We start from the raw sequence: 24,621 nt of genomic DNA, 5'->3' as shown, positions 1-24,621 counted from the left end.
TTAATTTAATTATTCTAAGATTCCGATATGGAATGGCCCGTTAAGCCAAAACTGATACTCAAAAAACGTAAAAATGAATCGATTAATTAATCTTGTTGCCGTATTTGCTATTTTATTTCTGCTTGGTTCTTGCAGTAAAGATAGTGACGATCCTGCGAAGCCGACGGAAAAGAGCAAAATTCTTGTAAATTATCCGTGGCGTATGACTTCGGTTACAGACCTGAGTGGAAAGGCAATTGCCGTTTCTCAGCTTAACGAAGAAACCAAAGCGATTGCTGATTATATGGACATTCAGTTTTTGGCAAACAACGTAACCAAAGCGCTGGAACGTAAAACGAGCCAGGTTTTGAACGGAGGAACATGGTATTTGCTTGACGATTCAACAACGCTGGATATTGCAGTGAGCGGATTCTCCGGAAAATTTACGGTTGCAGAACTTACCAATAGTAAACTGAGGCTTAAAAGAGTAATGCCCGTTGGTGGCGTTGACACAGAAACCTACATGGTTTTTGAGCCTGTAATCTAAAGTTGTTGATAAAACTGGCCTTTATAAATATTGTAAGAAAAGCGGCGGATTTAATCTGCCGCTTTTCTTATTTTGCATCAAAATTTCTTCTATGCAAAAGAACAACCCCAAGATAATAAATGCCTGGTGTATGTACGACTGGGCCAATTCCGTTCACGCCCTGGTTATCGTTTCCAGTATATTTCCTGTTTATTTTTCAGCGGCTGCCATGAATGCTTCAGCCGGGACCGGGATTGTAAATTTCTTCGGGTTAGCCGTCAAGAGTTCGGTGCTTTTTTCTTATACAGTTTCAGCATCTTTTTTGTTTACAGCACTTTTGATCCCGGTTTGCACAGCCATTGCGGATTTTACTGGACATAAAAAGAGGTTTATGCAATTCTTTTGTTACCTCGGCGCGATAAGTTGCATGCTGCTTTTTTTCTTTACGAAAGACACGCTCAATATTTCTGTTCTGATATTTGCGCTGAGTTTGATAGGATGGAGCGGAAGTATCGTTTTTTATGATTCCTACCTTCCTGAAATTGTTACGGAAGAAAACTTTGACAGAGTAAGCGCAAGAGGATTTTCCATGGGTTATTTGGGCAGTGTAATTTTGTTGTTGTTTAATCTGAGTATGGTTCTGGCGCCTTCATTTTACGGAATTTCGGATAGGGCAATGCCTGCCCGGATCTCGTTTTTTACTGTCGGCGTTTGGTGGATATTGTTTGCACAGATTCCTTTTCATTATCTCCCATCAAATAATCAGGGCAAAAAACCTGTCATGAACTGGCTTTTTAATGGTTTTTCTGAGCTTGGTAAAGTTTATGCTGAGCTAAGAAAACAGCCCTATCTTGCTAAGTTTCTGCTTGCATTTTTTGTTTATACTATGGGTTTAAGAACGGTTATGTATGTGGCTACAATTTTTGGTGCGACCGAACTAAAACTTCCTTCTCAAAGCCTGATTATCACTGTGCTGCTTATCCAGCTTGTGGGCATTGCCGGTTCTTATTTGTTTGCATGGATTTCTTCCCGAATTGGGAATATTTATGCGCTAATGATTGGTGTGGCCATTTGGATTTTCATCTGTGCTGGTGCTTATTATACGACCGAGGCCAGTGAATTTTATTTGATTGCCTGCGCCGTAGGCATGGTCATGGGCGGAATTCAGTCGCTTTCCAGAGCCACTTATTCTAAACTTATTCCTGAAAATACCATTGATACAGCTTCTTTTTTTAGCTTTTACGATGTTACTGAAAAGTTTGCGATCATGATTGGAACATTCATCTATGGCGCCGTTGAACAGGTTACAGGGAGCATGCGAAACAGTATACTTGCCTTGCTTTTTATCTTTGTGATCGGCCTGATTCTCCTTTCCAGAATTCCGTCGCAAAAAGTTTACAGGTTCGGATTGCAGACAAAAGTTAATTGATATATATTTGAAACGATAATCAGGATGTTAGCTCAGTTGGTTCAGAGTGCCGCCTTGACAGGGCGGAGGTCAGCGGTTCGAGCCCGCTACGTCCTACGAAATTTCTTCAAAACTGCGATGCCCCGGTATCGCAGTTTTTTTGTTTTTAGTATTTTTTTATTTACTCTTAGCTCAAATATTTGCGATGCCATAACTACCGGTAAATCGATTCTGTCAAAATTAAATCCCGGTATACAATTTAAAATAGGTATATTACAAAAACAGCTTATGTAATTTAACCTGAATACATGGAATTATTTATTGATCGCATCGGGCAGTTAATTAAGTCAAAATGGGAGAATGTGGCATTTATCAGTTCCAATCGCATACCAGATTCTGATGAAATGGACCTGGTAAAATTAATTGTTCACTACGATCCTGCATGGTTTGTCACTATATTTTTGCCGACAAGTGATCTGGTGATTATCTCTTACGGCAAGGTTGATTCAGCTGCTGAATTGCCCCATGTTATTTTAAATTATGATCATATTACCTCAAAAAAGTACTTCAAAACCTATCCTACGAAATATTTGATAGTAACCGATAGCGGGAATGATAACAAATATCTGACTGAGTATTATGATAAGGATAAGCTCAAGCTAGCTACTGCCGAGGTTAGTATTGAAGATCTGGTTTATCACATTAGTTTAGAATTGGCGAAATAAATACAGTTTGATAATTTTACGGTCATGCAGCGACCAACACGCGAACAACTTTTAGATTTTTTTCAGTCAGATATTTTCCCTGCAACCGGCATTGATTATGATCTTGTAATAAGTCAATTTTACAAGCGATTCGACCCGCAGTTTGAACAGGAGACTTATCATCAAATCGGTATTCATATTGATCGAATAGTCAGAGAGCCTTATGTGATCGAAGAAGGGGAGGCGCATGAAAATAAAACGACGATTTATTTTCATTTTTTGAAAAACCCCGGAGAAGAATTTTCTTTTATTTTGTGGGGCGAGGTAGAGGAACAGCCTTTTTTCGCCTTGTCTAGAGAAGAGTTACTGGATTTTTTTGAATTCAGGTTTAGAAGATTTCACAAATTGTTAAATCGGTAGGCTAGGAATCTTTTTGAAAACCAGCTTTTACTTTTGCAAACCGAGAGTAATCAATAACCTCCAACTGCTTGCTGAATTTCATTGGCTAATTGCTGGATGGAATCTTGTTTCTGTAAAACTTTTTTAATGTGCAGACCCACGATGTGTTGTATCTCAAAGCTTGGCTTGGAGCTGGATAGAATATACATAGGCGTTTCCGCAATATCCTTAATTTCTTTTAAGGATTTGATGCATTCGATAGCATTCATGTAAGGCATACTCCAATCCATAAAAATAAAATCGGGAATTACCATAGAATGCCCGTTCAGTAGTTCGATGGCCTCCGGACAGTTAAAAGTATAACTGCAAAGTGAATCCGGAAATGCCAGATCAAGTGCATTTGAGAAGATGAAGTGGTCGTCCTGATCATCATCAATCAATAAAAATGTCAGTTGCTTCATATTCGAAATGTTACAAATTGATACTGAGTCTAAATAGGTTAAAATATTATTCCTAACCGAATTATTCGTAATTTCGCGGAAACTTATGCTTTCATGTAGAGAGTTTTATACGAAATGGACGAAAACAAAACGGTTCATCTCGCAGATGATGACGAGGATGACAGAATGCTGATGAAGGAGGCTTTGGAAGAGGCTAATCCGGGCGTGAACGTTGTGGAGTCCGAAGATGGTATGGAGCTTATTGATAACATTAAGGGTACGGATGATCTTGCAGATACGATCGTCGTGCTCGATATGAATATGCCCAAAATGAACGGTATAGAAACAATTCTGGCTATGAAGGCTGATCCGGAGCTCGCAGAAATTCCTACGGTAATGCTTTCAACGTCAGATAATCCGGAACTGGCAATAAAAGCGAAGGAGGCAGGAGCAGATGAGTTTTTAACCAAGCCAAATAATTTCAGGGCTTTAATCGATATTGCAAAAAAAATATTCAATAGGTTTTTTTTGAAACAGTTTTAACCTGATTAATACTGCAACCCAACAACAGTTTCGCCACGAGGTTTCCTCCCATCACCTCGCAGACTTCATTTTGGCATATTAGTCAAGCTACTTTGGTACAATATTTGTCCTTACTCATTACTATTAAATTTTATTGAATGTACGTTAAGGAAGTTTTTTCTATCTGGCGCCTTTTAAAGGGAATATGGCCTGGGGTTCTCGCTGTTACTGCATATGCCGCACTTGTTTTTTATTTGTACCAGTATCAGGGCTGGCACTTTCTCATTTTTCCAATTTCAATTATTTCCGTAGTAGGTACGGCTCTTTCACTTTTGTTAGGTTTCAGGACAAACTCGGCCTACGACCGCTGGTGGGAAGCGAGGAAATCGTGGGGAGCAATCGTCAATGATAGCAGAACGCTGATCCGCCAGTCGCTTTCATTCATTAAAGCTGAGCCGAATGAAAAAAGTGCAATTGTTGATAATATAACGCATCTTCAGATTGCGTGGTGTTATGCGCTCTGCAACAGTCTCCGGCGCGAATCTGTGTTGATCAATGCGCATTTGCATCTGACCGAACAAGAGCTCGATTATGTATCACGACATGATAATATCCCAAACGCTATACTCTTCTTGATTCAGGAACGATTGAATTATGCTTTCGACAAGCAATATTTAAGTACACTGTTTTTCCAGAATATCGATGACACATTAAGTCGTCTTTGCGATTCGATGGGGCAGTGCGAAAGGATTAAGAATACAATTTTCCCGACACAGTATAGCTTTTTTGTGCATTTTATTATCTTTCTCTTTACGTTGATTTTGCCAATGGGCCTAATCGAAAGTCTTGGAAGGATAGCCATTCCGATTACTTTCCTGATATCGTTTTTGTTCTTTTACGTTGAAGGTATTTCTTACGTTATGCAGAGCCCGTTCGAAGGAAATCACAATGACATCCCGATGACATCACTTTCCAGAACGATCGAAATTAATCTTTTGCAACTCATTGATGCACCTTTGATTCCTGATAAGATCTTACCGAAAGATGGGTATATCATGTAATCCGATCTGATAAGTTATTTACCCAAACATAAAAAGCGAAAGCGGCTCAGGAATTTCCTGGACCGCTTTCGCTTTTTATGTTATCAAACTGTCTTACAGACTATGGTTTTAACGTTGTGTAATAAAGCAGAAGCTTTGCTCCCGGCTGCACCGCATTTTTTTGATCACCAATTACAAGTCGCGTAAGGCTTTGGGAAAATTCTGTTTGAGTTTCAGGGAACGTGCTGGCACCCAAGGCAGATGTAATAAACAACAATCCGTTTGCATCCGCTGACTCACTGGCAAGTATCGAAGTGAACTGAGAACTAACATCAAATTCGTAGTATTCGGTATTTGTAAAAAGATCATTTACATATTCGCCAACAACAGCAGCCGGCTGCGTTGTACCTCCCAACGTAGACAACGGAATTGGCTGTCCGTTAGATGTTATGAACTGATTATTTTTGTCACAGTAGTATACATGTATGACCGGAGGTGCTCCGAAAATGCCTTTGACAACGGAATTTTTGTAAGGTGTAATTCTAAGAAATGCCCGGTTTGGAACAGAGTATTTTACATCTTTCAATCCTCGCAGCGTAGGGAAATCAGCTCTTGCCATTAAGCCCACACCACCCTGAATAAAAACTTTGTTTCCTGATTGTTCAGAAGGTAAAGCAGTCCTGCTGTTGACCGGCAGCTTTGCAAGCTCAGTGCCCGCTCTGTCGGCAAGAATCTGGTTGTATTCAGCTGTTACCTTAAATGTACCAACTGCTTTGCTGACACCATCCTTTTCTTCTGTGTGGTAATGAAGCTCTACCAGGGTACTGTCACTGCTGGTTTTAAAACCTAATACCGAGGCATTATCCTTCGCGTCAGCCATTACGACAAGACCTTTAACAATATTGATCCATTGTTCATTGGTAGTCAAAAGATTGGCTACACTTTGATCAAACACCTTTTTTCCTAACACATCATCAAGTTTGATCCTGAGTGAGTTAGTTTGGTTTGGCGAAGGCCTAAAACTTTTCTTGCCAATTGGCGTCTTATCAAAAGTCGTTGTGTTATTATTAAAGTAACTGCTTTTAACGAGTATATCGGCCTGAAGAGTGTGAACGGAAAAGTTCAGCGTTTTGGTTGTGTCTCCGTAGTAATATGTATCGTAAGGAAGCTTTAACACCAAAGAATCATAAACCGCCTTCTCAGGAAGGGTGAACGCAGTCACCAGCGTAGGTTGAAAATAAGCAGCAGACTGCATGTTCCCAAAAAATGGGTCTACATATCTTCCGATAAGCATCCGGCCTGCGCCGCCTGTCATCGTCGAATCCCAGGCAACCGTTGAAAGTTTTACGGTAGTCGTATCAGAAAACAGAACCTGGAAATCGTCAGGGTTGGTTTGTTCCAGGGCGTTGATTTCATCACCCGATTGGCAACCTGATAGTGAAACGCACAAATATAATCCGGCGAGTATGCTGGAAACCGGCGAGAATAATCCTTTAAAAGAATAATGAGTAAATTTCATTTAGCGCAAGAACAGTAAAAATGCAAAATTATCAGATATAAACTGAATAACAAAAGGAATTAGACAAACAGGCAAAATGTGTAGACCAAAATTAGATGCAACAAAATAGACGGCTTACACGTATGGTTAAATATTACATCGGCAATTTGCATTTAAACTACGTATGAGGAATATTAATTGTATTGTCATTGATAAAAATGAACACGATCTGGAAATTTTGAGTCAGCATATAAACAGTATCCCATTTTTTAATTTGATCGGTACTTTCAGATCTTCCGAAAATGCTGACGGTATTCTTAAAACGCAAAAAGTAGACCTTCTATTTCTAGACATTGAAAATTGTGGGATGGCTGGACTTCATTATTTAAAAAGTTTATCTTACAGCACCCGGGTTGTCATCACAACAAATAAGGATAATTTTGCGTTAGAAGCCTTTAATCTGGATGTTTTAGATTACCTTTTAAAACCGATTTCGATAGAACGATTTTGGAAAGCTGCCGATAAAGCGCATGAACTTTTTAGTTTATTAAGCTTTCGGGACAGAAGAAATAATTTTTCAGAAGCGTATTTTACCAATTCTGAATATTTATTTGTAACCTCAGATTACTCACTGGTAAAAATAAAATTATCCGATGTGAGTTATATTGAAGGGCTGAAAGATTACTTGAAAATTTACTTCGTAAATCAGCCCAATCCTGTCATTACCAGAATGACTATGAAAGGATTGGAAGAAAAATTGCCGAAGAATCTATTTTTCAGAGTGCACAAATCATACATTGTTTCAATTGATAAAATTGACATAATCAGAAGCCAACGCATCAAAATCGGACAAAACACAGTACCTATCAGTGACGGCTATTATGAAACTTTTAGGCAAAAAGTAAATATATAATTTTTCTAAGCAATTCCAAGATGTTATGTTTGCAGTAGATTTGGTCCAGATGTCTCTTCGTCTACACATTCGGTCATCTTATCGCAATTGTTTTTTTTATCCTTAGTATACCAACATTTTTGTATTCATTTGTATTAATTAGTCAAACCAGAATTTTTTCCATGTTTAATACCTTAAAAAAGTCATCGTTAACCCTTCTAATTGCTTCGACCGCATTATTCCAATTCGGTTGCGGAGATAGTTCTGATCCAGATTTAGTTGGAAACTGGTACAAGAAAGACGTACCATCTTTCGGAGGTATTCCCCGTTATGGAGCAGTAAGCTTTATGATTAATAACAAAGGTTACATTGGTACAGGATATACCAGAGAAAGCGTTCCAAGAGTAAAAGATTTCTGGCAATATGACGCTGATGGCAAAATATGGTCACAGGTTGCGGAGTTCACCGGGGCGGCAAGAAATGATGCTGTTTCATTCGTAGCAGGAGGAAAAGCTTATGTTGGAACGGGCTATGATGGAGTTACAACCGTTGATAACGGTTACAAAAAAGATTTCTGGCAGTATGATCCGGCAACGAACAAATGGAAAGCAGTAGCTGATTTCGCAGGTGTTCCTCGTCAGTATGCTTCTGCATTCTCAATCGGAGATAAAGGATATGTTGGTCTTGGATACAATGCATCTGGTGTTTATCAGGACTTTTACGAATATAATCCAACAACGGATACCTGGACTGAGGTTGCTACATTCCTTGGCGGGAAAAGAAGAAGTGCAACTTCATTTACAATCGGCGGAACTGGATATGTTGGTTTCGGTATCAACAATTCAGCGGCTACTGTAAGAGACCTTTATCAATTCGTTCCAGGTGGTACCAGCGGAAAAGGAACTTGGACTCAGAAAACTGTCTTTGACGACGACGAAGGTGATTTCCCACCAGTACGTTCAAACGGATTTGCTCTTGTAATTAATGAAAAGGCATATGTTGTGGGTGGAACTGCGAATTCAGATTGCTGGGAATATACCCCAGGTTCTGATACATGGGTTGAAAAAACAGCTTTCGAAGGAGGTACACGTGGATATGCAGCAGGTTTCGTAATCAACAACGTTGGTTATTTTGGAACAGGACTTGCAAGTTCTACACCTGTTGATGATTTCTGGGGTTTCAATCCTGACGCAGCAGTTGACGACGACGATAACTAAGAAGTGGTCATAAAGTCAAATATTTTCAGATCTGCTCTGATCTGCACGTGGGCCTTCACTGCCGTAGCTTTTCTTTCTTCCTGTGATGGGAACAAGAAAAACGCAAGCAGCGAAGGTCTTCGCGATTACAAGGTGTCTGCAATTCAACTTGACAGCACCTGGGGTTACCGGATTTTTCAGGATACTGTGCCAGTGATCGAGCAGAAAATTATTCCCGGCTTGCCAGGCAATACAGGGTTTAATTCAAAGCAGGAAGCGCTTAAAACAGGGGAACTGGTAGTTAAAAAATTGAATAAAGGAATATTTCCGCCTTCTGTTTCAAGAGAAGAGCTGGATAGTCTTGGGATTCAATACAATCACTAACATCATTGAAATTCTATTAACAAAAAGCGGCGATACTCTCAAAGGGTATCGCCGCTTCTTGTTAATAGAATCGGATTATAACTAATCACGGTTTACTGAATACGTTCCGAAACTTGGATTATGGTCGGAATACTTTATATCCTTCAATGTTTTGAAATCCAGGAGATCCAGTGCTTTGTCATCATAAAATTGATTATCAATCCGGATAAACCAGGGAATACGGTTATATGTAAATCCAAAACCTTCACCGTTTTCTTCAAAAGCATTTTTGAGCAAAGCTCTTGTCCGGCCGTAAAAGTAGCTGTATGGAGTTTCATTAAAATCGCCGCATACGATGATAGGGTAAGGCGATTCTCTTATCCACTTTTCCAGGATCCTGACTTCATTGGTACGTGCCGAAAATCCCCTCTTCATGGATGATAACGTCGATCGGGTTTCACGTTTCACTCCGTCAAATTCTTTCTGGCTTACCAGGGTTTTTAATTGGAGCGACATGGAATACAGATGCACACCAATGACCCTTACTGTATCTTTCTGAATCACAACATCGACATACATAAGCCCATTTTGTTGCTCAAAGGATTCTTCTTTGTGTTTGATAATGGGGAATTTAGAGAAAATGGCCAGGCTTTTGAATGTGCTTTTTTCATTCATATCTTCACCAAGCAGGTTGTAATAGGGGTAGCCTGATTCCCTGAAGTATTTGACGGTTCGGTAGGTTGGCAGCTGTTTTTCATTATTAAACTCGGGCATACAAAGAATATCAGCATCCTGTTTTATAATCCACTCTTTCATACGTTCGGTTTTGATATCATCAGCCCGGACGTGGCGCTGAGTTACCCAAAATCCATAAACGTTGTAGTTCATAACCGTGAAGGTTTTTTCTGCCGATTTTTTCGCAATAGGTTTTATTGAATCGTTACCAAACTGGTAAGTCCTCGGGAGGAACACGCTCCCGAGCACGATCAGGAAAATAGGTGCGAGGCATTTCTTCGAATCGACCAGTAAAAAAATAAAAACAAAAATTATGTTGATGATTATCGTCACCGGGAGGGACATCATCAGGAAACCGGCAGCCCAGTGCGGGGTAGGGACCCAATACGTTAAAGCATACACCAGTAAAGAGTAAGCGGCGAAACACTTAAACAAAAACCAAAAAAAACCTTTAAATCCTTTCACAATGCGATATGATTTCAATCCTGTTACAAAAGTAGACGAACACTTTGAATAAAGAACACTTCTCCAAGAGTTTGTACAAATGATAAAAAAGTTTTACATTTGCATAATAATTCGAGTTTGATCGGTTGATTGAGGGGGTATTTAATCCCCTTTTTTATTTGTAGTACATCTTACATGACAATAAAAGAACATTTGGAAGTTTTGCTGACTCCGTTTTTGGAGGAAGGCAATTATTTTCTGGTGGATATTCAGATAAAGGCTTCAAAGGTAAGTCAGAAAGTAACCATTCTCGTCGATAAAGACGAAGGAATTACAATTCAGGAATGTACGTCCATCAGCCGCAGACTGGCAAAACAACTGGAAGAGCTGGAAGTTTTTGCCGATCCATATACCTTGGAAGTTTCTTCTCCCGGCCTGGACCAGCCACTGGTTCTGCTCCGTCAATACCTGAAAAACCTGGGAAGAAATTTGAAGGTAACTTTGAAAACAGGAGAGTCAGTTTCAGGTCTTTTAATGGAGGCAAGAGAGGATAGTATCTTACTTCAGTTGCCAGAGCCAAAGAAAAAATCGAAAACGCCCGTAGATGAAGCATCGCTGAAACGTGAGATCCCGACGGATCAAGTCTCGAAAGCACTTGTGGAAATCTCGTTTAAAAACTTATAGATCAGATTATCATTTCGATCTGATTTGCAGGAAATTATATATTATGTATAACTTAGTATCAGCAAATATTCTTAAGCATAACAATGGATAGCGGAATATTAATTGAGTCATTCGCAGAGTTTGCCACCTCAAAAAACATTGATCGTCCAACGATGATCAGCGTTTTGGAAGAAGTATTTCGTACAATGATTCGTAAAAAATACGGGACTGATGATAATTTTGATGTAATCATTAACCCGGAAAGTGGTGACCTCGAAATGTGGCGCACCCGCGAGATTGTCGATGACAATTCGGAGGACATCTGGGATTACAACAAAATTCCATTGGCAGAAGCCCGCAAGATTCAGAATGACTTTGAAGTCGGCGAAGAAGTTGCAGAGGAAGTTAAGCTTGTTGAGTTTGGTCGCAGACTTGTTCAGACCGCCCGCCAGACCCTGATCCAGAAAATCAAGGATATGGAAAAGGAGATCATGTATGAAAAATACAAGGATCAGGTTGGTGAGATGATTACAGGTGAGGTTTATCAGACCCTTCGTCATGAAGTGATCATCATGGATGGAGAGGGAAATGAACTTTCGCTGCCGCGTACAGAGCAAATTTCAAAAGACCGTTTCCGTAAAGGAGAATCTGTTAAATCAGTGATCCATAAAGTGGAAATGAATAATGGAACGCCAAGAATTACATTATCGAGAACATCTCCTGTATTCCTTGAACGCCTTTTTGAAGTAGAAATTCCTGAAATTTATGATGGAATTATTTCGGTGAGAAGAGTGGTTCGTGAACCAGGTGAACGTGCGAAAGTAGCTGTTGAGTCATACGATGACCGCATTGACCCGGTTGGGGCTTGCGTAGGTATGAAAGGATCAAGAATCCATTCAATCGTTCGTGAATTAGGTAATGAAAATATTGACGTGATCAATTACACGGACAATCTGGAACTGCTTATCAGCCGTGCTTTAAGCCCTGCAAAAGTAAGTTCAATGCAGATTGATCGCGAAGCAAAACGCGTATCAGTGTTCCTGAAACCTGATCAGGTTTCTTTGGCTATCGGTAAAGGTGGCCAGAATATTAAACTGGCCGGAAAGCTGGTTGGTATGGAAATTGATGTGTTCCGCGATATCGAAGAGCAGAATGATGAAGATGTTGATCTTTCGGAATTCTCTGATGAAATCGACGCGTGGATGATCAGTGAGTTGCACAAAATAGGATTGGATACCGCTAAAAGTGTTTTAGCGCTTAATAAAGAGGAACTTGTTCGACGGACAGATTTAGAAGAAAATACCGTTGAAGATATTCTGGATATCCTTCGCAAAGAGTTTGAATAATTACAAGAATATGTGGAGGTATTGACATAGTGTTTATATTTCCACGGATGCAAAAACTTTTTTCTACAAATTGCTAATATGGCAGAAGATAAAATGATGCGCCTAAGCCAAGTGGCAAGGATCCTGAACGTAGGTATTACTACGATCGTGGATCATCTGTCTGCCAAAGGGTACAAGGTGGAAAGTAACCCCAATACCAAAATTAATTCGGATCAAATTGATTTTCTTGCGAAAGACTTCAAATCAGAAGATCTTAAATCTTCGTGGGCTCCAAGAAATACTTCTTCGGAACCAGTTGCAGAAGTGAAGGAAGAAAAACACAAAAGTGATGTTGACGGAATTTTATATTTCCGCAATTCGCCTTCTAAACCAATTGAAGAAAAACCTCAGGTGGAAGAAAAAGCAGAGCCAGCAGCGCCTGCTTTGGAAAACAGACTTCCGGGTATAAAAGTGGTAGGAAGAATAGATCTGGACCCTAAAAAGCCGTCGGTCGCTCCAACTCCCCCTAAACCTGAACCTGTTGTTGAAGAGCCTGTTAAGGAAGTTAAAGCTGAAACACCGCCACCAGCTCCTGTTGCCGTACCCGAGCCAAAAGCAGAGGTAAAAGAAGCAGAGCCAGTGAAAGTTCAGCAGGAAGTGAAGCCAGAACCACAGCCGGTCGTAACACCGCCTGTTGAAGATATAATTATCGAACAACCAAAGAAAGAGCTAGTTGCTGAAAAAGAGGTAGTAGTTGAAAAACCGGAACCAGTGGCCCCGGTACAACCCGTTGCCGAAGTGAAGCCACCAACTCAAAAAGAAGAGTCAAACCCGGTGGAAACTCCCGTAAAAGAAACTATCCCTCCCGTTGCTGAAAGCAAAACGGCTACTGAAAGCAGCCCGGCAACACCTGAAACTAATGATTCTGAATTGATTGAAGCGCGCGGCGAGCAGCTTCGCGGTCTTCGGGTTATTGGTAAAATTGAACTGCCTTCTGACAGGGCTAAGAAAAAGGACCCTGTTGCATCAAGCGATTCGGCAACCGACAAGAAACGTCGCCGTAAGCGTAAGCGAATTCGTGATGAAGTTAGACCAGCAACTGCAGGTGCTCCGGCAAATACGCCAGCGACTGGTACTACGACAACACCAAGCGCTCCTGGAACCAGAGACAATAACAATAGGGATAACAATAGGTCAAGAACTCCTAATAGCGCTCCCAATACGAACGCGCCGAGAACTGCCAATAGTAGTACTACCAATACGAACACCAACAGACCTGCCGCCGGAACAACGGGGACTACGCCTGCTGCCGGAAGTACTGGAACGGGTAACGCAGGTGGAGGAGCTGGATCTGCTGCTAATAAAGGCCGCACAAATAACAGAAGAGGCGGAAAAAGGGAAGAAGTTTCTGACAAAGAAGTTTCTGACAATATTAAGGCCACAATGGCAAGAATGGGTGGAGGTAACAGCCGCACAGCCACACGTGGAAAAGGACTTCGTCGCCGCGACCGTGCAGATCAGAACGATCCAAACGCAGACGGATTGGAAGAAACAAAAGTACTTCGCGTAACCGAATTTGTATCTGCAAACGACCTGGCTTCTTTAATGGAAGTTACGGTTCAGGAAGTAATTTCGGTTTGTATGAGCATGGGTATGTTCGTTTCAATTAACCAGCGTCTTGACGCAGAAGCGATTACTTTCATCGCCGATGAGTTCGGATTTGAAGTTGCCTTTATCTCAGCGGAAGAGGAAGTTCAAAACGACGTTGTTGAAGAAGTTGATACAGAAGAAAGCCTTATCGAAAGAGCTCCGATCGTTACGATCATGGGTCACGTCGATCACGGTAAAACATCCCTTCTGGATTATATCCGTTCTGAAAACGTTGCCAGTGGTGAAGCCGGTGGTATTACTCAGCACATCGGTGCATATAGTGTTAAAACGAAAACAGGCAAACAGGTTACATTCCTTGATACACCGGGTCACGAAGCCTTTACAGCGATGCGTGCCCGTGGAGCGAAAGTTACCGACGTTGTAATTATCGTAATTGCGGCGGACGATAGTATCATGCCACAGACACGTGAGGCGATTAATCACTCACAGGTTGCAGGTGTACCAATCGTATTTGCATTTAGTAAAGTAGATAAAGCAGGTGCCAACACGGAAAAAATTCGTGAAGAACTTGCCAACATGAATATATTGGTTGAAGAATGGGGTGGTAAATACCAGACTCAGGAAATTTCATCCAAATCCGGTTTGGGTATTGATCTTCTTTTAGAAAAAGTACTTTTGGAAGCAGAATTGCTTGAACTTAAAGCAAATCCAAATCGTCGTGCGATCGGTAGCGTAGTTGAAGCATCTTTGGATAAAGGACGTGGATATGTTACAACGATCCTTGTTGAAACTGGAACACTTAAAGTAGGTGATGTAGTTCTGGCAGGTGCGCACTTTGGTAAGGTGAAAGCAATGACCGATTATCTTGGTCGCAAGCTGAAAACTGCCGGGCCGTCTATGCCAGTTCAGTTACTTGGGTTAAATGGAGCGCCGCAGGCAGGTGATCGATTCAACGTATTTGAAAACGAACGTGATGCACGGGATATCGCTGTGAAACGTGAGCAGATTCAACGTGAACAAACCATTCGTACACGTAAGCATATTACACTGGAAGAGATTGGCCGTCGTAAGGCGATCGGTAGTTTCCGTGAACTTAACCTGATTATCAAAGGTGACGTGGATGGATCTGTTGAAGCACTTTCAGATTCGTTATTGCAACTTTCAACAAATGAGGTTCAGGTTAATATCATTCACAAAGCGGTTGGTCAGATATCTGAATCGGATGTTAACCTTGCCATTGCAGCGGATGCAATTATCGTTGGATTCCAGGTTCGTCCTTCTGCGAATGCTAAGAAAATGGCGGAACAGGATCAGATTGAAATTCGTCACTACTCTGTAATTTACAGTGCTATTGATGAGATTAAGGATGCGATGACCGGTATGCTTGCTCCGACAATTGAAGAAATTGTTACCGGTAATATTGAAATCAGAGAGGTATTCAAAATCAGCCGTATTGGTACAATTGCGGGATGTTATGTTACGGATGGTTTCGTGAAACGTAGCAACAAAATACGTATCGTTCGTGACGGTATTGTACTTCTAACCGGAGAAATTGACTCGCTGAAACGTTACAAAGACGATGTTCAGGAAGTTCGTAATGGTTATGAGTGTGGTTTGAGTATCAAGAACTTTAATGATATAGAAGTTGGTGATATTATAGAAAGCTTTGAACTTCGTGAAGTAAAAAGATCGCTGTAAGTTATCCAGATATAATACCAGAGCCGGTTTTGAGCAATCAAAACCGGCTTTTTTATTGAATCGGTGTCCAGCCGGTGACAATATTTCACTTAAATCAGAAAATTAATTAATTAGGGTTCGTTGTTTTCAAAATTGATAATGGAATAAATGTATTTTTGTCACAGCAGAAATATTAGTTCTTGTAGTCATGAAAAACAACCCTTTAAAACTTGAAGTATGATTAATGCGAATTTGCCATGGATTGAATCCCCCTTTTTCGAAGAGATTTTAAAAACAAAAAACCTATCTGAACAACAACTTCAATACGTCAGGGATTATCAGAAAAATGGCTTTGTGGTGATTTCAGGTATCCTCCCGGATTCACTAGTAGACGCCACTCGGGAAGATGCTGATAAAAAGGCTTTTAATCCTGATTTTCCAATCAAAACACAACGTGATGATCGAAGAGTCCAGGATTTTTGGAAAGAGTCCGAAGCTTCGAAAGAGCTGGCTTGCCATCCGAAAATATTGGAAATGCTTCGGCTTTTTTACGATCGCGAGCCTATTCCTTTTCAGACGCTAAATTTTAAATTTGGATCGCAGCAAAGAGCACACTCAGATACAATACATTTTAGCTCATTGCCAGCCCGATATATGTGCGGAGTATGGGTTGCGCTTGAAGATATCAGCGACGAAAAGGGTCCTGTTTTTTACTTTCCAGGCTCGCACCGTTTACCAGAATATGATTTTTCGCAAATTAAAACGGATTCAAGAACGTCCACTTATGCTGACTACGCCGAGTACGAGAACTTTATTGAAAAAATAGTTAACGTTAATAAATTCGAAAAAAAGAAATTTTTGGCAAAAAAGGGAGATGTTTTAATCTGGTCTTCCAATATTATTCATGGCGGATCGCCCGTCACCAAAGAAGGAACAACGCGCTGGTCGCAGGTAACGCACTACTTTTTCAAAGATTGTTATTATTATACGCCCATGTTATCCAATATGGTTACCAGGGAACTCTACTTACGAGACGGCTTAGAAAACATGCTTACCGGTGAAAAAGTTGTCCAGAATTACAACGGAAATAAGATGCGTACTTTCAAATCGGGGAAGAACATTTACACTCTTTTCGAAAATAAAATCAAACCTCTTTCCTTGTTAGTAAAGATTTTGCGGGGTAAAGTTTAAATGAAATCATGTTAAAAAACCTGGCTCGTTGCCAGGTTTTTTAACATGATATGACAACAGATTATCTCCTCTCTAACACGAAAATGATAGGTGCTTTGAATTTTATCTCCGGATTAGTGAAAAAAACATTGTCTAAAATGGCAGGAAAACAACAAATGTAGAACCTTCTCCCTCTACGCTTTCAAAACGTAAATTTCCGTCATGTGCCTCGACGATTTGTTTAGAAATATAGAGTCCCAATCCGAAAGGTCGTTCACCTGCCGTCCCCTGTCGTTTGGAAGATGTAAACGGATCAAATAATTTCTCAGCTGACTCTTTCGGGATTCCTAATCCATTGTCCTTGACAACTATTTCGATTCCCTTGTCATTTTTTCGGGCGCTGATCTGAATAATGCCTTGCTCTGGACTAAATTTTATAGCGTTGCCAATCAAATTATTCAAAACCCGCAATAACTTGTCACGGTCCGCAGTGATGTTGATATGAGGATACGCTTTCAAAAGCAGCTGTTGTTTTTTCTCGGAAGCCCTGAAAGATAGTAACGCGATGGTGTGCTCGAGGAAAGTCGGAAGGTAGATTTCTTCTTTCTGAAGTTCGGCTTCATTAAAGTCAAAATCGGTTTCCAATAAGTCGCTGATCAGTTTTATACAGCTATTACTCGATTCATGTATCAGGTCAATAAACTGCGATTGTTCTTCCTTTGTGAGCGACTCTTCTTGAAGCATCGAGCTCAGCGAACTTATTGCGCCGATTGGATTTCGTAAGTCATGAGCCACAACTTTGATCAGTTTGGCATAATCCTGATTGGTTTTCTCCAGCGCTTCACTTGTCGATTCCAGTTGGCGAAATTGTGTTGTTAATACCTGGTTGGTCTTTTTTATATATTTTGAATTTCGTAAAACGAAGAGGATACCCAACAAGGTGAGTATACAGATTGCAGCGGCGAGCCAAAATAATTTTCTATTGTAGTCAGCCTTAAATTTCTGCGATGCCAACTCCTGATCTTTCACAGCATACTCAATATAATCTATACCAGAAGATTTGTCAATCTCAGCTTGCCGCTCATAAAGACGGAGCAACTTTCCACTGTAAATGAATGCGATAGCTTTGTCGCCTTTCTCCAGATAGATATCATACAATTTTTTGCAGATTTCCTTGGCGTAAGTTCGGTAACTTTTCTCCTCTGCCATTTCAAGTGCCTGAAGCAGAAGATCAATTGATTTTTGTGGACTTTGTTTGAGATAATCATCTGCCAGATCTATGAATATGTCCATACTGAGATAATTTAATTCCATTTGCAGCGCGATCTGAAGCGTACTGTCCAGTAGAAGAACTCCTTTTTGGCGTTGACCGTTCGCGATCAAATCATCCGCTCTCAGCTGTTGTATAGCAATTGCAAGCCGAACGTCATGGTATTTGGCTGAGATTTTTTCTGCTTTACGGATAAGATTTGATTTTCTTTCGTGATCAAATTTTTCCGGATAACCTGAAATATAATTATAGATAACGATCGCTGTGATTGAATCATGGGAAATCATGCTTCCCATCGAAAGTGCCTGATCCAGGTTTACCAGTGCTTTTTGATGCTTACCGCCGACGTTATAAACCATCGCAATATTCATTAAAGTCTGCACAATATTGGACGAGTCTTTCTGTGACACATACATGTTATAGGCGTCATTATAATACCTTAAAGCGAGTTGGTTGTTTCCTTTTATATCAAAAACAATCCCGAGATTATTATTCGCATCTGCTGTTCCCTTTTCGTATTCCAATCCAGATGCAATCTCCCTCGCTCGTAAGGCGTAGTGAAGCGTGCTGTCTGCATTTTGTTCATAAAAAAGAAGTGAAATTTTGTTTAACAGATCGATATATGACGTACTGTCACTGGTTACAGCAAGTTTTTGTTGTAATTCTCTAATTTTTTCAACCTGGCAGAACGCAGATGAGGTCACTAAAATTAACACAAATAAAAAAACGGCTCTCATATTTTGAGAAAATAGTAGCTAGGTGTGTAGAATAAATATTACAAATTACAAAAAAATCGTTTAATAAAGAGCGCTATGGGAGAATTAAATTAGTGTGGCAAACTTGTCGGTCGCTCAAAAACCACATATTGCAATAGGAATTTGGTATGTATCTATGTAAAAAGCAAAAAAAATAGGCGCGGAACGTTTCGGTTTCCACGCCTATTTTTTTTCTATGCTAATTTTCTATGCCAGTCTCGATTCCCGATCTTGTCTTTTCTTTTTCTGCTTATTAGCAAGTTTTTCAATCGCTACAAAAAGAACCGGAACAACAAAGATCGCTAGTGAAGTTGCGGCAAGCATACCTCCAAAAACCGTCCATCCAATCGTTTTACGTGATTCGGCAGCAGCACCGCTTGCAAAAGCCAGAGGAAGTACCCCAAGGATAAAGGCAAGTGACGTCATAATAATCGGACGGAGACGAAGCTGAACCGCTTCAAGCGTTGCTTTCACAACCTCCATCCCGGAATCAACCCGCTCTTTTGCAAACTCTACGATAAGGATCGCATTTTTCGCAGCAAGCCCGATAAGCGTGATCAAACCAATCTGTGCGTAAATATTATTGGTAAGATTTGGTAAAAGTGTCAGCGTAATAATTGATCCCAAAGCTCCAATCGGTACTGCAAAAAGTACAGAGAAAGGAATTGACCAGCTTTCGTAAAGCGCCGCAAGGAAAAGGAATACGAAGACAATCGATATAGCAAAAATTGTCGTCGTCGAATCTCCCGCTTTGATCTCCTCTGAACTCATACCTGAGAATTCATATCCGTAACCATCGGGAAGTGTTTCTGCCACTTCTTTCAAAGCCTGAATGGCTTGTCCACTACTAAAACCTGGTTTTGGCGTACCGTTGATTTCAACCGCGCGGTAAATATTATAGTGAGAAATCAAGGCAGGATTTTCTACAACTTTCGTCGTAATGATTGCCGATAGCGGAATCATATTTCCCTGTGAATTTCTTACGTAAAATTTGTTTACCTGATCAAGGTTAGAACGGAAAGTGCTGTCCGCCTGAACCATTACACGGAAGTTACGTCCATAAAGGTTAAAGTCGTTTACATACGTACTACCCAAAAGTGTGGAAAGTGTACTGAAAACATCATTTACCTGAACACCCAGTTTCTTGGTTTTATCACGGTCCACATCGATTTGATAAGACGGAGTTTTCGCATTGAAGAAAGTATAGGCAAACCCGATTTCAGGACGCTGGTTTACAGCCGCCAGGAATTTTTGGGTAACGGCCTCAAATTTCTTGATATCATCCGTACTTGTTGTCTGTTGAAGTTCGAAAGTAAAACCAGATGTTTGTCCGAGCCCAGGAATCGCCGGAGGCGCAATGGCAAGAACACGGGCCTCTTTGATATCGGCTGTACGTTTTTGAATTTCAGAAATAACGGCCTGCACATGATGTTCAGCTCCTTTACGATCTGCCCAGGGATGCAAACTCACAAACATGGTACCAACATTGGATTTGTTGGAAAAACTGATAACGTTAAGTCCTGCGAGTCCACCAACTGTTTTGATCTCGGGAATGGCAGAAACACGCGCCATAATTTCCTTAATCATCGCAATGTTACGGGTTGTCGAAGCCGCTTCCTGCATCTCGTACGTCACAAACAGACGTCCTTCATCTTCCACAGGAATAAAGCCGGATGGTTTGTTTTTGAAAAGAAACACAAGACCAACGATCAGACATACCATCATAATTAATACGTAAGGAGTCCCTTTTATCCATTTGGCTACACCTCTTGTATAGGAATGAGAAACGCCGTCGAACCAGCGGTTAAATTTATCGAAGAACTTTTCAAGCCAGTTCTTTTTCGCACCTGCCGCCTCTGTAGGTTTCAGCATCATCGCACAAAGTGCCGGCGTTAGCGAAAGTGCAACGAATGCCGAAAGAAGTACAGATACCGCAATGGTAATCGCAAACTGCTGATAAAGTCTGCCCACGATACCTGGAACAAAACTTACCGGAACGAATACAGCCGCCAAAATAAGGGCAATTGCGATAACGGGTCCGGATATTTCTTTCATCGCCTTTTCTGTCGCTGCTTTTGGCGAAAGCCTGCCGTGGTCAATATTATGCTGGACGGCCTCGACCACCACAATTGCATCATCCACAACAATACCGATGGCGAGTACGAAGGCGAAAAGTGTCAGCGTATTAATCGTAAATCCGAAAGGAATAAAGAAGATAAATGTTCCAATCAAAGACACCGGAATTGCAAGAATTGGAATCAACGTAGCGCGCCAGTTTTGTAGGAAAAGGAATACCACAATCACCACGAGGATCATCGCCTCTGCAAATGTGTGCAGTACTTCTTCAATGGATACCCTCACAACAGAGGCTGTTTCAACCGGAATTACATAATCAATATCTTTCGGGAAAGTTTTTTTCATTTCCGCCAGCGCAGCCATTACACCATCATAAGTATCTAGTGCATTTGCACCGGGTGCTTGATAGATCAACACAAATGCGGCAGGTTTTCCATTGACAAACGCATTGGCATTATAGTCAAACTTACCAAGTTCGACACGCGCTACATCTTTCAGGTAAACAACACTTCCTTCTGTCGGAGCAGAACGAACGATAATATCTTCAAACTCTTCCTTTGTGTTAAGACGGCTGTTTGTAAGAACACTGTATTCAAACGCCTGTTGCGTAGGCTGCGGATTGGCTCCCACAGTTCCTGCGGCAATCTGTAAATTCTGCTCAGCCAGAGCGGCGGAAATATCAGAAGGCGTCATATTTAAATTGGCAAGTTTTTCTGGGTTCAACCAGATACGCATACCAAAATCATCTGCACGTGAAACAATATCACCCACACCTTTTACCCGCTGAATTCTGTCTTTTAGATAAATATTCGCATAATTTCCAATAAACTGAGCACTATGTGTTCCTTTTGGAGAATAAAGCGCAAGGGCGATCATGATACTTGGCTGTCTTTTACGAACAGTCAGACCCAATCTTTTTACAACATCCGGAAGGGCAGGTTCTGCCACACTTACCCGGTTTTGAACATCAAGTGCCGCGATGTTTACGTCAGTACCAATATCAAAAACTACATTAATACTGCTTTGTCCGCTACTGGTACTGTTGGATGACATATAACTCATCCCCGGAGTACCATTCACCTGCGTTTCAATAGCCGTTGTTGTCGTTTGCTCGACCGTCTGGGCGTCGGCTCCGGTAAATACCCCCGAGATTGTAACCGTGGGCGGCGTTACGTCAGGATACTGGGCAATCGGTAATGTTGTTAAGGCAATAAGGCCGACAAGCACGATCACAATCGACGTAACGATTGCCGTAACTGGCCTTTTTATAAAAATATCTGCAATCATTTTTTTAGTATTTAAAGGAATCAGAAGGAGGTCAGGCTTGGGGCCGCTTTTCCTGTTTTTCTAGCTTACCGTTATTTTGTAGCACCTTTCGCCGGAGCAGCTGCTGGGGGAGCGGTATTGATAACAGCACCTTCACGAAGATTCTGAACACCTTCCACAGCGATTTTCTCGCCTGCTTTAAGACCTTGTTTCACAATGATATTCGCACCGATCGGCTCGCCTAATACAAGTTTTCTCTGCGAAACTTTACTTGAATCACCGGCAACATATACGAAGAATTCGCCAAGTTGTTCAGTCACTGCTTTGTAAGGAATTATTACCGATTGGGCAGAAGCATTATTACGAACCCTCACCGTTCCCGTCATTCCGGATCTCAACATATTATCTTTGTTTGGGAATACAATACGGGCTTTGATCGAACCAGTTTGCGGATCAACCGCGCGGTCAAGAAGTGCAAGTTTCCCAGGAATCGGATAGATATCGGTTCCAAATGCCAAAGTAAAAGTTGAATCTTTTGCGTTGCTTGTTTTCAAAAGGTTAGAAAAACGGTAAATTTCTTTCTGGTCTACATTAAAGTCAACCGCCAGCTGAGCGTCTGTTGAAACCGTATTAAGAACTGTTTGACCGGCTGTAACTGCTGCACCTACTTTAACCAATGAGATACCGATCACGCCATCAAAAGGAGCAGTAACTTTGGTATAACGAACGCTTGTTGAAACCGCAGAAATATTTGCCTGTGCCGCCTCTGCCTGTCTTTTAGCAACTTCCAGTGCTGCGTCAGCATTATCTACCAGCTGTTTTGCAACCGCATCATTTTTATCAAGTTCATGGTAACGGTCAGCATCCTTTTGCGCTTTTACAACATTCGCTTTTTGCACGTTAAGATTCGCCACGGCCTGTTCATAATTGGCAGAGTAAAGCTGCGCGTCGATGGTATAAAGAAGCTGTCCTTTTTTTACACGCGCGCCATCCTGAAATTTAATGCCCGTTATAAAACCTGTCACCTGCGGACGAAGTTCAATCTGATTTAGCGCAGTTACAGTTCCGGGATATTCGTCGTGGTAAACCGCATCCGTTGTCTGAACTTCCTGTAAAGTCACATTCACCGGAGGTGGACCCTGCATTGCCGCCTGTTGCTCATTCTTTTTTCCGCAGGAAGCCAGTATTAAAACTGAAAGTGCTGCTGTATAATATTTTGTGGTATTTAAAAACATGGTATCAAGGAGTTTCAATAATTAATAGTTAAGTTGACCAAGTGCTTTTTGTACATCGATCTTGTTGGCCAGTACCTGATAGAGTGCATTATAATAATTGATTCTGGCCAGACGAAGGTCGGTTTCAGATGTAATTACTTCCAGATATGTTTTAATACCTGAGCGGTATTGCAGCTGGATAACATCGTAAACTTCTCTCGCTAAATCAACATTTTCTTTTTGCGCCAGAAGATTTGCTAGGCTTCCTTTATAGTATCCCAATGCGTTGGCATATTCAGAACTTACATTCAGTTTTAAACTCTGAATATCCTGATCAACACGTTTAACCTGCCAATCCGCAATATTGATATTTGCTTTGCGCTTTCCTCCCTGATAAAGTGGAAGACTTAATGTCAGCGCAGCAAAAGAATTCGGGAAGTTATTTCCGTATAGGTCGCTGAATTGATTGTTCTGGTAGTTCAGGTTATAAGCTCCGTTTGCCGAAATCGTAGGCAAAAAGCTCATCTTGTTATATTGTAAATTAGATTCAAGAAGCCTTTTCTGCGTGGCCAGTTGTTGAAACTCAATCCTTGCATTAATTTCCGGGCCTTGTAATGTGTCCAGTATAATTTCTCTTTCCAGTTGAAGAGAATCATAAGTGATTTTAAGCTCGTTACCCAATGGATAACCCATCAGCGCTTTCAAATATTCTTGCTTGCCTTTCAGAACTTCTTCGTTGCTTTTCTTGGAAGCTTTCGTATTGTTCAAAGAAATAGTTGCGCGTTTGAAGTCAATTTTGTCGGCTACACCAGCCTGATATTGATTCTGCGCATCTTTTAAACTTCTTTCCAACCGGACGATATCTTCTTCTGAAACACGGATTTGTTCTGTCGTTGCCAACACGTCGTAAAATGCTTTGGACACATTGACCGCAAGATCAATTTTATTAAACGTCGTATTCTGACCAGCCTGAAGAAGAACATCGCCTCTTGTTCTTTTTGCAAGCAAAACATCACGGTTAAAAATCGCCTGAGAAAGAGTGAACTGTCCTGCGGAGGTATTGTTTACGCCAAGTCTTACAGGGTTTCCAGCGATGACACTCGTCTGGATAATAAAGTTATGCTGCAAATTATAATTGAAGTTAATCTGCGGATACCAGTCTGCAAGTTTGCTTTTGACAGTGTTTTCAGCAATACGTTCATCAATAACAGACTGACGAATTACCGGCTGATTCTTTAAGGCATACTGAATAATATCTTCCAAATTGCCGCTGGCGAGTGTATTCTGTTCGGCACCATTTTGCGTGGCGGTGGTAGCCTGTTGGCCCACTACCAGCATAGGCGCCAGTATCAGAAGCGAAATACTGAGTGCTAAAAATCTTATTGTTTTAGCTTTACAATAAAAATTCATGAAAAGGGAAATGTTAATTGATAATGATAAATGGTGTT

At 41.0% G+C, this 24,621-nt stretch carries 20 protein-coding genes and 1 tRNA gene; 14 read left to right on the top strand and 7 right to left on the bottom strand.

Translation table 11 applies throughout. The features are described 5' to 3' along the window. The first annotated feature begins 73 nt into the window (after positions 1 to 73). The 5 genes from L0657_RS24515 to L0657_RS24495 all read left to right on the top strand — a co-directional run bounded on the left by L0657_RS24515 (position 74) and on the right by L0657_RS24495 (position 3,037). The gene (locus L0657_RS24515) at positions 74 to 526 is read left to right on the top strand and encodes a hypothetical protein (protein WP_235153414.1); all 453 of its coding nucleotides are present in this window, start codon (positions 74 to 76) and stop codon (positions 524 to 526) included. A 91-nt stretch (positions 527 to 617) separates the two neighbouring features. Continuing rightward, the gene (locus L0657_RS24510) at positions 618 to 1,934 is read left to right on the top strand and encodes an MFS transporter (RefSeq protein ID WP_235153413.1); all 1,317 of its coding nucleotides are present in this window, start codon (positions 618 to 620) and stop codon (positions 1,932 to 1,934) included. A gap of 21 nt (positions 1,935 to 1,955) precedes the next feature. Beyond that, positions 1,956 to 2,030 (top strand) — tRNA-Val (locus tag L0657_RS24505). 191 nt (positions 2,031 to 2,221) lie between these two features. Next, positions 2,222 to 2,638, top strand: coding sequence for a hypothetical protein (locus tag L0657_RS24500; protein WP_235153412.1), 417 nt, complete (start codon positions 2,222 to 2,224; stop codon positions 2,636 to 2,638). A 24-nt stretch (positions 2,639 to 2,662) separates the two neighbouring features. Continuing rightward, positions 2,663 to 3,037: a hypothetical protein gene (locus tag L0657_RS24495; protein WP_235153411.1), complete on the top strand. Its 375-nt coding sequence runs from the start codon at positions 2,663 to 2,665 to the stop codon at positions 3,035 to 3,037. A 50-nt stretch (positions 3,038 to 3,087) separates the two neighbouring features. On the opposite strand, the gene L0657_RS24490 is transcribed toward L0657_RS24495, so the two are convergent. Continuing rightward, positions 3,088 to 3,477: a response regulator gene (locus L0657_RS24490; RefSeq protein WP_235153410.1), complete on the bottom strand. Its 390-nt coding sequence runs from the start codon at positions 3,475 to 3,477 to the stop codon at positions 3,088 to 3,090. 114 nt (positions 3,478 to 3,591) lie between these two features. On the opposite strand from L0657_RS24490, the gene L0657_RS24485 reads away from it, so the two are divergent. Together L0657_RS24485 and L0657_RS24480 are read left to right on the top strand one after the other, a co-directional pair. Next, positions 3,592 to 3,999, top strand: a complete 408-nt coding sequence (locus tag L0657_RS24485) for a response regulator (RefSeq protein ID WP_235153409.1) — start codon at positions 3,592 to 3,594, stop codon at positions 3,997 to 3,999. Between the two features lie 137 nt (positions 4,000 to 4,136). Further along, positions 4,137 to 5,039: a bestrophin family protein gene (locus L0657_RS24480; protein WP_235153408.1), complete on the top strand. Its 903-nt coding sequence runs from the start codon at positions 4,137 to 4,139 to the stop codon at positions 5,037 to 5,039. Positions 5,040 to 5,139: 100 nt separating this feature from the next. Here the strand turns inward: L0657_RS24480 and L0657_RS24475 are convergent, their stop codons facing one another. Next, positions 5,140 to 6,537: a DUF4270 family protein gene (locus L0657_RS24475; RefSeq protein ID WP_235153407.1), complete on the bottom strand. Its 1,398-nt coding sequence runs from the start codon at positions 6,535 to 6,537 to the stop codon at positions 5,140 to 5,142. Between the two features lie 163 nt (positions 6,538 to 6,700). On the opposite strand from L0657_RS24475, the gene L0657_RS24470 reads away from it, so the two are divergent. The 3 genes from L0657_RS24470 (at position 6,701) to L0657_RS24460 (ending at position 8,988) form a co-directional block, all read left to right on the top strand. Then, entirely contained in the window at positions 6,701 to 7,429 is a 729-nt protein-coding gene (locus L0657_RS24470; RefSeq protein WP_235153406.1) for a LytTR family DNA-binding domain-containing protein, read from the top strand. Positions 7,430 to 7,590: 161 nt separating this feature from the next. Then, positions 7,591 to 8,625: a kelch repeat-containing protein gene (locus L0657_RS24465; protein ID WP_235153405.1), complete on the top strand. Its 1,035-nt coding sequence runs from the start codon at positions 7,591 to 7,593 to the stop codon at positions 8,623 to 8,625. A gap of 3 nt (positions 8,626 to 8,628) precedes the next feature. Next, a complete protein-coding gene (locus tag L0657_RS24460; RefSeq protein ID WP_235153404.1) occupies positions 8,629 to 8,988 on the top strand; it encodes a DUF4907 domain-containing protein in 360 nt (119 codons plus the stop codon). Positions 8,989 to 9,069: 81 nt separating this feature from the next. Here L0657_RS24460 and L0657_RS24455 read toward each other — a convergent pair whose 3' ends face one another. Then, entirely contained in the window at positions 9,070 to 10,137 is a 1,068-nt protein-coding gene (locus L0657_RS24455; RefSeq protein ID WP_235153403.1) for an endonuclease/exonuclease/phosphatase family protein, read from the bottom strand. A 204-nt stretch (positions 10,138 to 10,341) separates the two neighbouring features. On the opposite strand from L0657_RS24455, the gene rimP reads away from it, so the two are divergent. From rimP to L0657_RS24435, 4 genes are all read left to right on the top strand, one after another. Continuing rightward, the gene (gene rimP / locus L0657_RS24450; RefSeq protein ID WP_235153402.1) at positions 10,342 to 10,830 is read left to right on the top strand and encodes a ribosome maturation factor RimP; all 489 of its coding nucleotides are present in this window, start codon (positions 10,342 to 10,344) and stop codon (positions 10,828 to 10,830) included. An 83-nt stretch (positions 10,831 to 10,913) separates the two neighbouring features. Continuing rightward, entirely contained in the window at positions 10,914 to 12,155 is a 1,242-nt protein-coding gene (gene nusA / locus L0657_RS24445) for a transcription termination factor NusA (RefSeq protein WP_235153401.1), read from the top strand. A 78-nt stretch (positions 12,156 to 12,233) separates the two neighbouring features. Next, positions 12,234 to 15,443, top strand: a complete 3,210-nt coding sequence (gene infB, locus L0657_RS24440) for a translation initiation factor IF-2 (protein WP_235153400.1) — start codon at positions 12,234 to 12,236, stop codon at positions 15,441 to 15,443. 216 nt (positions 15,444 to 15,659) lie between these two features. Further along, complete coding sequence (locus tag L0657_RS24435) at positions 15,660 to 16,613, top strand: phytanoyl-CoA dioxygenase family protein (protein WP_235153399.1); 954 nt, start codon at positions 15,660 to 15,662, stop codon at positions 16,611 to 16,613. Positions 16,614 to 16,745: 132 nt separating this feature from the next. On the opposite strand, the gene L0657_RS24430 is transcribed toward L0657_RS24435, so the two are convergent. The 4 genes from L0657_RS24430 to L0657_RS24415 all read right to left on the bottom strand — a co-directional run bounded on the left by L0657_RS24430 (position 16,746) and on the right by L0657_RS24415 (position 24,583). Then, positions 16,746 to 18,599, bottom strand: coding sequence for a tetratricopeptide repeat-containing sensor histidine kinase (locus L0657_RS24430; protein WP_235153398.1), 1,854 nt, complete (start codon positions 18,597 to 18,599; stop codon positions 16,746 to 16,748). Positions 18,600 to 18,824: 225 nt separating this feature from the next. After that, positions 18,825 to 21,980 (bottom strand): efflux RND transporter permease subunit, encoded by a 3,156-nt coding sequence (locus tag L0657_RS24425; RefSeq protein WP_235153397.1) that lies wholly within the window; start codon positions 21,978 to 21,980, stop codon positions 18,825 to 18,827. Positions 21,981 to 22,051: 71 nt separating this feature from the next. Next, positions 22,052 to 23,194, bottom strand: coding sequence for an efflux RND transporter periplasmic adaptor subunit (locus L0657_RS24420; protein ID WP_235153396.1), 1,143 nt, complete (start codon positions 23,192 to 23,194; stop codon positions 22,052 to 22,054). Positions 23,195 to 23,215: 21 nt separating this feature from the next. Continuing rightward, positions 23,216 to 24,583 carry a TolC family protein gene (locus L0657_RS24415; protein WP_235153395.1) on the bottom strand — a complete coding sequence of 456 codons (1,368 nt, stop codon included), beginning with the start codon at positions 24,581 to 24,583 and terminating at the stop codon, positions 23,216 to 23,218. Positions 24,584 to 24,621: the final 38 nt, after the last annotated feature.

It is taken from the genome of Dyadobacter sp. CY345 (assembly GCF_021502725.1).
In the GTDB taxonomy this organism is placed as follows: Bacteria; Bacteroidota; Bacteroidia; order Cytophagales; family Spirosomataceae; genus Dyadobacter.
This window is presented reverse-complemented; position numbering and strand designations above follow the sequence as displayed.